General features: G+C 57.9%; 8 protein-coding genes and 1 pseudogene. 6 read left to right on the top strand and 3 right to left on the bottom strand.

The window, feature by feature from the left end; translation table 11 throughout:
• Positions 1-37: 37 nt before the first annotated feature.
• From CDH48_RS19400 to CDH48_RS07015, 3 genes and pseudogenes are all read right to left on the bottom strand, one after another.
• Positions 38-130: pseudogene (locus CDH48_RS19400) on the bottom strand (erythromycin esterase family protein); the annotation flags it as partial.
• Positions 129-1,994, bottom strand: a complete 1,866-nt coding sequence (locus tag CDH48_RS19405) for an adenosylcobalamin-dependent ribonucleoside-diphosphate reductase (protein WP_227520980.1) — start codon at positions 1,992-1,994, stop codon at positions 129-131. The gene CDH48_RS19405 and the pseudogene CDH48_RS19400, both read right to left, overlap by 2 nt.
• A gap of 66 nt (positions 1,995-2,060) precedes the next feature.
• On the bottom strand, positions 2,061-3,686 hold the full coding sequence (locus tag CDH48_RS07015) for a L,D-transpeptidase family protein (RefSeq protein WP_100687996.1): 1,626 nt from the start codon (positions 3,684-3,686) through the stop codon (positions 2,061-2,063).
• Between the two features lie 101 nt (positions 3,687-3,787).
• Between CDH48_RS07015 and CDH48_RS07020 the strand changes: the two genes are divergently transcribed.
• From CDH48_RS07020 to rbbA, 6 genes are all read left to right on the top strand, one after another.
• Entirely contained in the window at positions 3,788-4,522 is a 735-nt protein-coding gene (locus CDH48_RS07020) for a murein L,D-transpeptidase catalytic domain family protein (RefSeq protein WP_100687997.1), read from the top strand.
• Between the two features lie 190 nt (positions 4,523-4,712).
• The gene (locus tag CDH48_RS07025) at positions 4,713-6,050 is read left to right on the top strand and encodes an efflux RND transporter periplasmic adaptor subunit (protein WP_198515480.1); all 1,338 of its coding nucleotides are present in this window, start codon (positions 4,713-4,715) and stop codon (positions 6,048-6,050) included.
• Positions 6,047-9,160 (top strand): efflux RND transporter permease subunit, encoded by a 3,114-nt coding sequence (locus CDH48_RS07030; RefSeq protein ID WP_100687999.1) that lies wholly within the window; start codon positions 6,047-6,049, stop codon positions 9,158-9,160. The genes CDH48_RS07025 and CDH48_RS07030 overlap by 4 nt, the downstream gene beginning before the upstream one ends.
• A 25-nt stretch (positions 9,161-9,185) precedes the next feature.
• Positions 9,186-9,806 (top strand): TetR/AcrR family transcriptional regulator, encoded by a 621-nt coding sequence (locus CDH48_RS07035; protein ID WP_100688000.1) that lies wholly within the window; start codon positions 9,186-9,188, stop codon positions 9,804-9,806.
• A gap of 11 nt (positions 9,807-9,817) precedes the next feature.
• Entirely contained in the window at positions 9,818-10,879 is a 1,062-nt protein-coding gene (locus CDH48_RS07040; protein WP_100688001.1) for an HlyD family secretion protein, read from the top strand.
• Positions 10,876-13,680 (top strand): ribosome-associated ATPase/putative transporter RbbA, encoded by a 2,805-nt coding sequence (gene rbbA / locus CDH48_RS07045; protein WP_100688002.1) that lies wholly within the window; start codon positions 10,876-10,878, stop codon positions 13,678-13,680. Before CDH48_RS07040 ends, rbbA begins: the two co-directional genes overlap by 4 nt.
• Positions 13,681-13,682 lie beyond the last annotated feature (2 nt).

Consider the following 13,682-nt stretch of genomic DNA (forward strand, 5'->3'; position numbering starts at 1 on the left):
GTAATAGTCTACTATCTTTTGGAAAGCAAGCTCTCTCGTCAAACTGTCGCGGCAGGCATGCGTAAAAATAGTGGCTCTGTAACTCAGTCTCAGGCCGGTAGATCACACCGATGGCTCTTTCCAGGCGCTCATCGAGGAGTTTTTGCCGGGAAATTTCCTGTTTTGACAAGGTTCGCAGGCGTGCTCGACCAGCAGGGCATACCCGTTTCCACACCCTCCAACAGCCCGCCGGTGACAGGGTTGGGCCGATAGGTGGTGCAGCCCTTGAGTCCCAGATCGAAAGCGCGCTGATAGATTGCCTCGAAATCGGCAAATGGCATCGACTCATGGACATTGATGGTCTTGGAGATCGCGCTGTCGATATAAGGCTGCAGGGCCGCCTGCATTGCCAGGTGTGCTTCGGGGGCTAACTCCCAGGCCTCCACAAAGGCCGGCGGCAACGAGCCGTCGGGGTGCTCGTCCAGCCAGCGCCGCCAGGCATTGTCCTGGACAAGGAAGCTCTGTCGTCCACCGTCGCCGGCCAGTACCGGCCGACGTACTTCGCGCCGAAAGACCGGCTCTATCCCTGAAGAAACGTTACCAGCCAACAGGCTGATGCTGCCGGTGGGGGCGATCGCGGTCAGATGGCTGTTACGGATACCGTCGCGCGCAATCCCGGCACGGATATCGCTCGGCAGCGCGCGAATGAACGGTCGGTCGAGGAATTGTGCCTTGTTGAAGAACGGGAACGGACCCTTTTCCCGCGCCAGTTCAATCGAGGTGCGATAGGCCGTGTGCGTGATCGTGGCCATCGCCTCCCGGGCCCGCTCGCGTGCGGCATCGCTATCGTAGTGCAGGCCGAGCATGATCAGCGCATCGGCCAGCCCGGTGATGCCCAGCCCGAGGCGGCGACTGCCGCGGGCTTGTTCGGCCTGTGCCGGTAGCGGGAACTGCGACACATCAATCACATTGTCGAGCAGACGGGTCGCCAACCTCGCCGTTTCGCCCAGAGCATCGAGATCCAGCCAGGCGGTGTCATCGAACGGCTTCACCACGAAACGGGTCAGATTGATTGAGCCCAGATCACAGGCACCGTGCGGCGGCAGCGGGATCTCACCACAGGGATTGGTGGCGCTGATCCGCTCGCGGTCGCCGAGGTTGTTCCACTGGTTGATCCTGTCGATGAACAGCACACCTGGTTCGGCATGGTCATAGGTCGCACGCATGATGTGCTCCCACAGCTCGCGCGCCCGCAGCCGCCGAAACACCCGGCAGGGCACCGGCTCTTCGAAGCCGGGCCAGTCACTTTGGATTTCTTCGCCGCTACCCGGTTCCAGTGCAGCCGACGGAAACAGCAGTGGCCAGTCGGCATCGGCGTGCACCGCCGTCATAAAGGCATCGCTCACCAATACCGAACAGTTGAAATGTGTCAGCTTGCCGGGCTGGCGCTTGGCGTCGATGAAGGTCTCGATATCGGGGTGGTCTACACGCAACGTCGCCATCATCGCCCCGCGGCGGGGGCCAGTGGAAAGAACCGTTGCGCACATGCTGTCCCATATGTGCATGAATGAGACCGGCCCCGAGGCGATTGTCCCGGCCCTGCGGGCCACCGTGCCGGCCGGGCGCAGGGTAGAAAAGTCGTAGCCCACCCCTCCGCACTGCTGCATGGTCAGCGCCCCCTCCTTGAGCGCCTCGAAGATGCCATCCATGGAATCCTCGATTGTCCCCATGACAAAACAGTTGAACAATGTCACCTGTCGACCGGTGCCAGCCCCCGCCAGAATGCGCCCGCCTGGCAGGAAGCGAAAATCGGCCAGCAGATCGGTAAACCGCTGCTCCCAGGCCGATATCTCGGCTTCGGGCGCCGCCAGTGCCCGCGCCACGCGTTGCCAGGTGGCCTCGATTCCCGGCTCGCCGGCGTACCGGTAGCGGGTGGCCCAGACATGGCGAGCGATGGCGGTATCCAGAGTCTTGGCCAACTGACGGTCGGCCTCGCGTCGATTCATGAACTGCATGATGCCTTCCTCGCGACAGTGTCCCTGCTGACGTGATTATAGCCTCGTCGCAGCGGCACTACACAGTTACTTACCGGGCGCCAAAGGCCGGTCAAGTGCTTTCAGCAAGCTTGCGTCGTGTTGATAAACATCCGGGCGAAAAACCAGTTCACCGTCGACCCCGGGGTGGACGGTCCAGTAGTGCAGAATAACCGGCACCGGCCGTTTCAGGTGAATGTTTCGGGTTTCGCCTGCGGCAATTAATGAGTCCACATGTGCCGGGGTGCCGGTGTCTTCAAGCAGCATTTGCGCGAGATCGAGCACACCCTGGACACGAATGCAGCCAGAACTGAATGCGCGCTGTTGCCGGGAAAACAGGCCCTGGCTGGGCGTGTCGTGCAGATACACTGAGTGATTGTTGGGAAAGCGCAGAACCACTTGTCCCAGTGCGTTTGTCGGGCCCGGATCCTGGCGCAACATGATGCCGCCCGGGTTCCACCAGTCAACTGAGTAGGGGTCAAGCCACTGGCCTGAAAAGCTGAGTACGCTTATGTTTTGTCGTTCCAGATAGCTGATGTCTCGTCGTATTCTGGGTAACATATCCTCACTGTATATAGTGGGTGGTACAGTCCAGGCTGGATTGATTGTCAGGTGTGTAATCATCGAGCGGAGCGATGGTGTCCGCCGGTAGGGTTGACCCACCACGATGCGGGAGCGCCATATTTCGCCATTCGGGCGGAAATAGCTGATGCGATAGCCTGCAATATCGACCAGTACAAAATCTTCCGCTTCACCGTGCAGAGTCCAGCGGGCGCGCTCCAGGTTTACCCGGATCTGATTGATACGCTCAGTGACCGGCACATTCATCGCAGCCCGGGTCTGCCTGCCAACGATGCCATCTTCCTCCAGCAGGTGATGTTGCTGAAAGCGCCGTACCGCATCGACAAGGTGTTCGTCGTATTCATAGGTTTCAGGCGGGCTACTGGCTGCTGTCTGAGACGCCGGTTCATCCGCATCAGTGATGGCCAGCTCGCCGGTAATAAGCATCCGTTTACGCAGCAGAGCTACATCTTTATGGACATCGCCGGGCCTGAGCGAGTGTTGGCGTTCTGGAAGCCGGGGCCAGCCACCTTGCCGCTCAAGTTGGCGATATTGCGCCAGGCCGGCTCGCAGGCGCTGATATGGCGCCGCTTCAGGCCGTGCCATGGCAAATGCCTGCTCGAAGCGCTGTGCATCTACTGCCTGGGATATTGCTGGCAAGTTGAGTGGTGCAATTGTGACAGGCATTTCCCACGTCGGGTCAACGCTTTGCGGGTCAACCTTACCGCGCTGAAGGTGATGCAGTACCGTCATCAGCACACGGCTGAGGCGCAACTCAAACCGGACGCGATCTTCCAGGGTTCCGGCAGCAGCCTGAAGCTGGCGATGCGTTGACATCAGATCGGCCGACCGATAATCCGCCGCATTCAAGCCGTCGTTTTCCACCGTGCTGAGTGCGGCGAAAAAACCCGTAACGGCCTCGGGCTGCTGCCATGCGGGGCGACCCTGCCTGGCAGCATAGAAGTCTTGCAGGTCTGCCTGCTCGGCGGGCAGGCGGTCCGCGAGGGCTTCGGCTATGGAACTATTACGATTATTAGCCTGAGTTGGTAATGCCGGATGTAGCAGGAGCAAAAGCGCGAGACTGAAGGTCATTAAGCGAATACCAAAAGTCATCTACCTCTCCTGTGTGATCGTTCCTGTGTGATCTTTGCAAAGCCTTTCCATTACGCCACCTATGGTTATAATACTACGCTAACTTAAAACAGGTTTTCTGAATGCCGATGAACTTTCGGAGCCGATGGCTCTTTGCTGCAGCTTTGTGCGGCCAGCTTATGTTAGGCGCCTTGCCTGTGGTGGCCGGTGAATCTCAGACTGCAACGGTTGCCGGGCACCCCTCAGATCACCGAGCCTCGCTTGATGTAACACTTTCCAGGCTTGCGCCCCTTGCCAATCCCAGAGTAATGCACCTTGCGGCCCGGGCCATATCCTGCGCCGCTCCTGATGCGGAACGTCTGGCGGTCATTGATTTTTCTCTGCCATCCAGCAAACCCCGCCTTTGGGTGTTTGATCTGGAGAATGAAGAACTGTTGTTCAAGGAACTGGTATCTCATGGGCAGGGGTCGGGAAACGCTACGGCTAACGCCTTTTCCAATGTGCCGGATAGCCATCAATCCAGTATTGGTCTGTTTCGTACGCTTAACAGTTATTACGGCAGGAACGGCTATTCGTTGCGCCTGGAAGGGATGGAATCCGGCGTCAATGATCTTGCATACCAGCGTGCTATCGTGATTCACGGTGCGGATTATGTCAGCGAGAGCTTTATTGAAAAGACCGGCCGCCTGGGCCGCAGCCATGGCTGCCCCGCAGTCCGTCAGGAAATCGCCGGAGCACTGATAGACAGCCTGAAAGAAAACCAGTACCTGTTTACCTACTACCCGGACTCAGAGTGGCTGGCAAATTCCGAATTTCTCAGATGTGACCGCAACGATAGTCAGCTTGCCCTGAACTGACCTGCTTTATTACCCGGTAGCCCCGGCGAACCGGGTCTTTCCCCACCCCGCCACCAAACAGTTGTTTCAATCCCCGGAAACAAACCTTGCACATTGGTTGCAGAAAAATTAGTAACTAATTACTATCTTTCCTGTCGGCTAATTTCAAAAGGAAAACTCAATGGCTCTGCGGCGGCTCGGAAATAGAAAGATGTTTGCGTTGGCCGGGCTGGTGGGTGGAGTTCTACTGATCGCGCTTCTTGTTTTTTTGAGGGAAAGGCCGGCGCACAGCGAATCGAATACCTCACCCTTGCCTCTGACGGTGATCGAAGTGCAGCCCATGCCCTTTGTACTGACAGCAAGGGGCTTTGGCATTACCCGCCCGGTACAAACCTGGCAGGCAGTGGCCAACGTGTCCGGGCGGGTGGTCTATCGTCACCCGGAGCTCAACAGCGGTACGTTGCTGCCGAAGGGAACATTGTTGTTGGCACTGGACCCCGGGCGCTACCAGCTGGCGATTGCCGAGACCGAAGCCGAGCTGGCCTCATTGAGGGCTGAACAGGCCCAGCTTGATGCAGAAACGCAGAATACCCGGCGCCTGTTAAAACTGGAAAGTGAACGGCTGGAGTTGTCTGAAGGCGAACTCGACCGCATTGAACGCCTCCTTGCGAGCGGCGCCGTGTCCCAGTCACGACTGGACGAGCAGCGGCGCGCCACACTGGCGCAGCGTCAGCTGGTGCAATCCCTGAATAACCAGCTCTCGCTGGTGCCATCGAAGCAGCAATATCTTGAAGCCCGGATACAGCGGGCCAATACGCGCCTGGATCAGGGGCGCCAGGATCTTGAAGATACGCGTTTTGTTGCCCCCTACGACTTGCGCGTGCGCTCTGTCGACGTGGAAGAACATCAGTATGCAGCTATCGGCCAATCGTTGTTTCTGGTAGATGGCATTGAGCAGGCAGAGGTTGAAGCACAGGTGCCGTTAAGCATGTTGCGACGGCTTATGACAGCGGTGTCGATACCTGTTGATTCGCAGCAGACGGCGCTGGATATCACTGAACGACTCGATTTTTCCGCCATTCGCAGCGAAGTGCAGCTGACCGGTTTTCCGGGGGTGCGATGGCCTGCAAGCGTAAGCAGGGTTGCCAGCGGCCTGGACCCGGGTACCCGCAGCGGGCGGGTGGTGGTTACGGTAGATCAGCCCTACAGCCTTGCCAGTGTGCCCGAGCGCCCCGCGCTGCAACGGGATATGTATGTGCAAGTGAAATTTATAGCCGATAACCCCCGGCCTTTGCTGGCGATACCGTCTTCAGCGGTGCACCAGGGCGAGGTTTACCTGCTGGGGGAGGGTAACCTTTTGCAGCGGCGGCCGGTAACGGTCGCCTTCGAGCAGAATGGTCTGGCAGTGATAGAAAGCGGTTTGAGCGCAGGGGAACTGTTGATCACCGATGATCCCGTGCCGGCTATCGCCGGCATGGAAGTTGCGCCGCATCGTAATCCGGAACTCGAACAAAGCCTGCGCCAGCGTGCGCTGGGTGACGGCAAATGATCCGCTGGTTTGCTGGCCACCCCACAGCAGCCAACCTGCTGCTGATCCTGCTGCTGGCAGCGGGTCTGTTTGCGGCGCCGAACCTGAAACGTGAAACCTTTCCTGATTACCGACCTGTTGAGGTCAGCATCGACGTGGTCTATCGCGGCGCCAGTGCGGCTGATGTGGAAGATGCGGTCTGTCGCCGTTTATACGATGCCGTTAAAGGTGTTGATTACCTCGATGAAATCGAGTGCGTGGCACAGGACAATCTGGCTCGCGCCACGGCCACCATGGAGGCTGCCGGGCACCCTATCCGCTTTCTGAACGATATCGACACTGAAGTTAATGCGCTCACCGACCTGCCCGCACGTGCGGAAAGACCGATCGTGCGGGAACTGCACCGCAGTGATCTGGTGGCGGCAGTAGCCGTTTATGGCGATATGGCACCAAACCAGCTTGAAGACTACGCGTTTCAACTGGAAGAGCGCATCATGTCGCTTCCCGGCGTGGCCCAGGTCACTCTGGAGGGGCTTTCCCAGCGTCAGTGGCAAGTCGAGGTGTCGCGGGCGATGCTGGCCCAGTATGGGTTGTCCGCCAGCGACCTGGCTTTGCGGCTCCGACAGCAGAGTGTTGATGTACCTCTGGGCACCCTGGAAACCCCGGATCGCGACATTTTGCTGCGCTTTACCGACCAGCGCCGCAGCCTTCAGGAGCTTGCGGATCTGGTAGTGGTTTCAGGCGGTGGCGGAGGTGAGCTTACCCTCGGTCAGATCGCGACGTTGCGGGAAACCGGCGAACAACCCGAGGCGCAGATCTATTTCAACAACCAGCGGGCTGTGGTGCTCGAGGTTAGCAAGACTCTGCGTGATGACTCGTTGAATGTGCTGGACGAGCTGACGACATTAATAGATGCGGAGCGCCAGCGTGTTGACGGACCAATACAACTGACCCTGACGCAGAATATGACCAGTATCGTCCGCGAACGCCTGGAGATGCTGATAAGCAATGGTATAGGGGGGCTGGTTCTGGTGGTCGTGGTAATGGGCCTGTTCTTTCGCCCCCGCCTTGCGCTTTGGGCAGTACTTGGCTTGCCCGTGGCGTTCATGGGCGCTTTTTTCGTTATGAGCCTGACGGGTTTGTCCTTGAACATGATTACTCTGGTGGCACTGTTGATGGCTCTCGGCATCGTGATGGACGATGCAGTGGTCATAGCGGATAACATCGCGGTACAGGCCGAACGGGGAGCTTCACCCCTGAATGCCGTAGTAGAAGGTACTCGACAGGTGTTGCCGGGCGTTGTTTCGTCTTTCCTGACAACCGTCTGGGTGTTTGGTCCTCTGGCGTTTCTTGCCGGTGAACTCGGTGCCGTGCTTGAAGTCTTGCCAGTAGTGTTGATTGCGGCGTTGTTCGCGAGCCTCATAGAAGCTTTCTGGATTCTGCCACATCATCTTAAAAGCAGTGTTCCATCATTGCGGAAAAGCGGTCGATCCCGCTTCCGCGCAGGCTTTGAGCGGCGTTTTGGCGTATTTCAGGAAGGCGTTGGCAGGTTCGCAGACAGAGCGGTGAGCTGGCGCTATAGCGTACTGGGGATGATGCTGCTTATATTGCTGGGTACGGCGGGTTTTATGGCCGGCGGCCATGTCAGCACGGAAGCCATGCCGGATCTTGACGGCGATACGCTGGAAGCACGGCTTATGCTGCCCCAGGGTACCCCGCTGGAGCACACAGAACAGGCTGCCCGCCAGGTTGCAGATGCCATGTGGCAACTCAATGAGGCTTTTGCACCGGAACAACCCGATGAGTCTCCATTGGTCGACGCCATTCAGGTGCGCTTCAATTACAACCCGAGCGCACAAGAGGCGGGCGCACACGTTGCCACGGTTATGGTCGACCTGTTAAGTGCCGAGATCCGAACCATAACCCTGGATGAGTTGACGGTTGCCTGGCGCAACCAGATTGGAGATATCCCCGGACTTTCGAGCCTGATTATCCAGGAGCCGGGCTTCGGCCCTGCCGGCGTACCCATCGAAGTGCGACTGCAGGGGGCGAATCTGGACGATCTGAAGGCCGCCGCACTGGACGTGAGTGATCATCTGACCGGTTATGAGGCCGTTTATAACATCATTGACGATCTGCGCCCCGGCAAACCGCAGCGAACCTTTACCCTGACGGACGGTGCACTGGCCTCGGGGTTAACAGCGGAAATGGTTGCTTCCCAGTTGCGTGCCGCTTTCCTTGGGGAAATCGCCGATACACAACGCATCAATCAGCGCGATGTGGAAATTCTTGTGCGCCAGGCAGAACGCGACAGGTCCAGCCTGGACGACCTTGCCGATCAGACCATCATGCTACCTGATGGACGGCAGATGCCGCTGGAGGTTGTTGCCGATATTCACGATCAGCGCGACTGGGCCATGATCACTCGTATTGACGGCCAGCGCACCGTTACGGTTCAGGCAAATGTTGATGCCCGCAAGGCGAGCGCCCAGGCCATTGTCAATGATATGCGTGGTCAATGGCTTGCGGAGTTTGAGCAGCGTCATCCGGATGTTGCGGTCAGTTTTGAGGGGCAGGTGGCCCGTTCTGCCGAGACCGGCGGCTCCATTGCCCGTGGGTTGGTGATTGGCCTGCTGGGTGTGTTTGTAATCCTGTCCTTCCAGTTCCGCAGCTACTCCGAGCCGCTTATCGTTATGCTGGCCATTCCACTGGCTTTTGTCGGGGCACTCTGGGGGCACGTGCTATTGGGCTGGTACATCTCCATGCCCTCGATGATCGGGGCCGCATCCCTGGCGGGTATCGTGGTTAACGATTCCATTCTGCTGGTTCAGTTCATCAAGGAGCACCGTAGCAAGGGTTTGAGTGCAATCGTTGCGGCAGGGCAGGCCAGCCGCGACAGGCTGCGGGCTATCCTTATCACCTCTACCACTACGATTGCCGGGTTGCTGCCCTTGCTGGCGGAAACCAGCGTGCAGTCCGCAGCCATCAAGCCTTTGGTGATTTCCGTTGTGTTCGGCCTGCTGACAACCACCGTACTGGTGCTGGTCATAATCCCGGCGGTTTATGTGTTGTTTGACGACTGGGGCTGGACTCGGGTGGAACCTGCCGGGACTGAGGCAGGGACCGAATAATTCGTAACGTTCAGGAGAGAGCACAATGGAAAAGACCAGAAAAAAAAACCTTCCCGCCGAGGAGCGTCGTAACGTCACCGTTGAAGCGGTGATTGACCTGGCTGCAACCACCAATCCGGGAGATATCACCACAGCAGCCATCGCCAGACACATGAAACTGACCCAGGGAGCGCTGTTCCGGCATTTTCCCAATAAAGAAGCGATCTGGCAGGCGGTCATGAAATGGGTGGCGGAGCGCCTGATGTCGCGAATCGAGAAAGCGGCGGCGGGCATTGAGTCGCCCCTTGAGGCAATGCAGGCCATGTTTCTGGCCCACATCGCCTTTGTTTCAGAACATCCCGGCGCGCCCCGCATGTTATTCGGCGAGCTCCAGGGCGCTAAGGCAACACCGGCAAAGCGCCTGGCGCATGCGTTGCTCAAACAGTACGCAGAACGCCTGAACGAGCTTATCGAGACGGCTAAATCCCGTGGTGAACTTCCTAATGAGCTTGATAATCAAGCTGCTGCTATGCTGTTTATTGGCACCATTCAGGGCTTGATCATGCAGTCACTGATTTCGGGCGATATAGACCAGATGCGCCAGGCCGCCCCGGGTGTATTTGCCATTTACCGGCGCGGAATTGCCTGCTCCGAATTGGAAAAGTGAGGAGAATAATCATGTCGCGCAAAATTTCCACCGTTCTTGTTGTGGCCGTTCTGGCGGCATTTATGGGTTATGCCATCTGGAAGGTACTGTTTGCACCCAGCAACCTGCCGCCTGAAGGGTTCGCTCTCGGCAATGGCAGGATTGAAGCCGATCTGGTTGATGTTTCGACGCGTCTGGCAGCCCGGGTATCCGATATCATGGTACGTGAGGGTGATCTGGTGCAGCCAGGTGACACGCTGGCAGTGATGGATACTGCTGAACTGATGGCGCAAAAGAGGCGGGCGGAGGCTGCCGTGGGAAGTGCCAAAGCGGCAGCCGCTGTAGCACGGGCTGGTGTCATCCAGGCAGAGGCCGAACTCGCACTGTCACAGACCAATCTGGCCCGTTCGGAAACGTTGTTCAAACGGGCGGTCATTTCACGTGAGGAACTGGATATTCAACGCACGGAGACCCAGGTATCCGATTCCAGACTTGTTGCTGCACATGCCGAATCTCTTGCGAAACAACGAGCTGTAGATGCGGAGGTTGCGGCTCAGCAAGAGATCGAAGCTCGCATCGATGACAGCACGCTTTATGCGACCCAGGCTGGACGGGTGCTGTACCGCCTTGCCCAGCCCGGTGAAGTTCTGGGTAGCGGTGGCAAGGTGTTGACGCTGGTCAGTCTCGGTGATGTTTATATGGAATTCTTCCTGCCCGCGAGCGCTGCCCCAAAGGTGCGGCTGGGTGATGAGGCACGGATTGTGGCAGATATAATGCCGGATATGGCGATACCAGCTGTTGTGAGTTTCGTTGCACCTGAGGCGCAGTTCACACCGAAACAGGTCGAGACCATAGAAGAACGCGAGAGCCTGATGTTTCGTGTCCGTGTTCGCATTCCCCAAGAGTTGATTATGTCCCGGCTCTCGCAGGTAAAAACCGGTGTGCGCGGCGTAGCCTGGGTTCGGCTGGTGGGATCCGATGGCACCCTGCCGGACTGGCCTGAAGGACTGACGCCACCGGTAGCCAGCGTACTGCCTGGGCCGACCGGGTCCTCTGCTTCAGCCGCTGAGGTGTCTGAGGAACCTGATAAATGAAAACCGCTGACAGCTCAAACAGCCTGGTTGCGCAGGTTGCGGCGGTGAGTCATCACTACGGCAAGGTGTGTGCGCTCAACAACGTAACCCTGGATATGCCCGCCGGGCGTATGGTTGGTTTGATCGGGCCTGATGGTGTGGGCAAGTCCACCCTGATGGGGCTGATCGCCGGTGCCAAGCACTTGCAGACCGGGCACATCGAGGCGCTGGGCGGTGATATGTCGAAAAAACGCCACCGGGCTGATGCCGGGAGCCGGATTGCCTTCATGCCCCAAGGGCTCGGGCGCAATCTGTATCATGATCTTACTATACAGGAGAATCTCGATTTCTTTGGCAAGCTGTTCGGCCAGAACAAAGCTGAGCGCAAGGCCCGGATTGCCCGGCTGACCCAGGCAACGGGACTGGACGGTTTTATGAACCGGCCCGCGGGCAAGCTCTCCGGCGGGATGAAACAGAAGTTGGGGCTATGCGCCGCGTTGATTCACGATCCGGATTTCCTGTTGCTGGATGAACCGACAACCGGTGTGGATCCATTATCACGCAGTCAGTTCTGGGACCTGATTGATACGATCCGTGCTGATCGACCTCAGATGAGCGTTCTGGTCTCAACCGCTTACATGGAAGAAGCCGCGCGCTTTGAACATCTGGTGGCGATGAACGACGGGCGTATCCTGGCCGTTGGAAGCCCTGAAGAACTGCTGGCCCAGACTGGAACAGAGACCGTAGGAGCGGCCTACGTGGCACTGCTGGGCGGTGAATCTGCATCAGTCTCTGAGCCTCAGGAGGCACCACGTGCGCCACCTGCAACGGAAGGAGAAGCGCAAGAGCCTGCCATCAAGGCGCGTAATCTTACCAAACGATTCGGCGATTTCACTGCCGTAGACTCTGTGAGTTTCGAGATTGCCCAGGGTGAGATTTTCGGGTTTCTGGGGTCGAATGGCTGTGGCAAGACCACCACCATGAAAATGTTGACCGGGCTCACGCCCGCAACAGAAGGCGAGGCCTGGATTTTTGGTGAGCCGGTGGATGCGCAAAATCTCGACTCGCGTCGGCAGGTCGGCTTTATGTCCCAGTCATTTTCGCTTTATGGCGAGCTCACGGTACGTGAGAACCTGCTGTTACACGCGCGCCTGTTTCATCTGGGCCGAAAACTGACCGCCGAGCGCATGGCAGAGCTGGTTCCGCGTTTCGGGCTTGAGCCTTATCTTGATCAGGGGGCCGCATCCTTGCCGCTGGGTGTGCGCCAACGTCTTTCCCTGGCGGTTGCGGTGATCCATGCGCCCAGCATCCTGATTCTGGACGAGCCGACCTCCGGCGTTGATCCGCAGGCGCGGGATGTGTTCTGGGATATGCTGCTGGAGCTCGCGCACCGGGATGGGGTCACGATCTTCATTTCGACCCATTTCATGGACGAGGGCATGCGCTGTGACCGGATTTCATTGATGCACGCAGGCAAAGTGCTGGTATCGGATGAACCCGCAGCGCTGATTGCGGCACGTGGTGCCGAGACCCTCGAAGAAGCATTCATAGCGTATATGCTTGATGCCTCGTCACCGTCAGAGACAGAGCAGTCTCAGTCGCCAGAAACAGCAGAAGGCGGGCATCTGCTCGGCAGAAACGGTGCTGATCAGGAGAGTGCAACGGCTCCGCGCTTCAGCCTGCAACGTATGTTCGCTTTTACCACACGGGAGGCAATGCAGGTAAGGCGCGATCCGGTGCGACTGGTGTTTTCTTTTGTGGGCAGCGCGCTGTTATTGCTTATCATGTCCTTTGGTATCTCGCAGGAAGTGCGCAACATTCCTTTTGCTGCTTTCGATCAGGATCGTAGTCCCGAAAGCCGCGCCTATCTTTCAGGATTTGACGACTCTGAATGGTTTCTCAAGCGCTCTTCGATCAGCAGTATCGAAGAGCTTGAGCGGCGTTTGAAAAGCAGTGAGCTTGCGCTGGCAATACAGATTCCTCCGGATTTCGGAAGATCGCTGCGACGCGGTGAGACAACCGAGATTGCCGCGATGATAGATGGAGCAGATTCCAGCCGGGCGGATACGGTGGAAAGTTACGTCACGGGTGCCCATGCCTACATACTGGGCGTTGACACACAATCGACTTTGGCACTCGCAGATCTGACTCTGTCCCGCACGCCGGACGAGCCATCGCCAGCGCAACTGATTCCGCGCTATCATTACAATCCAGCGATGGAAAGCCTGCCGTCAATCGGCCCCTCAATTCCACCACTTCTGTTATTGCTGTTTCCGGCAATCCTGATGGCAGTCAGTGTGGCCCGCGAGAAAGAAATTGGCACCATCACCAACTTTTACGTTACACCCACCAGTCGCGCAGAATTCCTCATCGGTAAGCAGCTGGTTTATATCGTCATCACGCTTCTGAACTTTGTCATCCTGACGGCGCTGCTGGTAACCGTTCTGGGAGTTCCTCTCAAGGGCTCGCCGCTTGCACTGGTGCTTGGGGCTTTGATTTACGCTGTTGCAGCAACGGGATATGGCCTGATCGTATCGATGATTGCCAAAACCCAGGTAACGGCAGTCTTCGCCGCCGCCATTTTGTCGGTTATGCCAACCCTGCAGTTTTCGGGGATGATTACCCCGGTTTCCTCCCTGGAAGGAGTGGCCCGGATCGTCGGCACCTTCTGGCCAACGACCTGGTACATGGCGGTCAGCGTCGGTACTTTTACCAAGGGCCTCGGTCTGTCGGAACTGTCTGGTAGTCTTTGGCGCCTTGCCGCCTTCGGTCCGGTCCTGACTGGCCTGGCCGTACTGGCTTTGCGCAAGCAGGAGAAGTAAGC

The organism is Marinobacter aromaticivorans (genome assembly GCF_002806975.1).
In the GTDB taxonomy this organism is placed as follows: domain Bacteria; phylum Pseudomonadota; class Gammaproteobacteria; order Pseudomonadales; family Oleiphilaceae; genus Marinobacter; species Marinobacter aromaticivorans.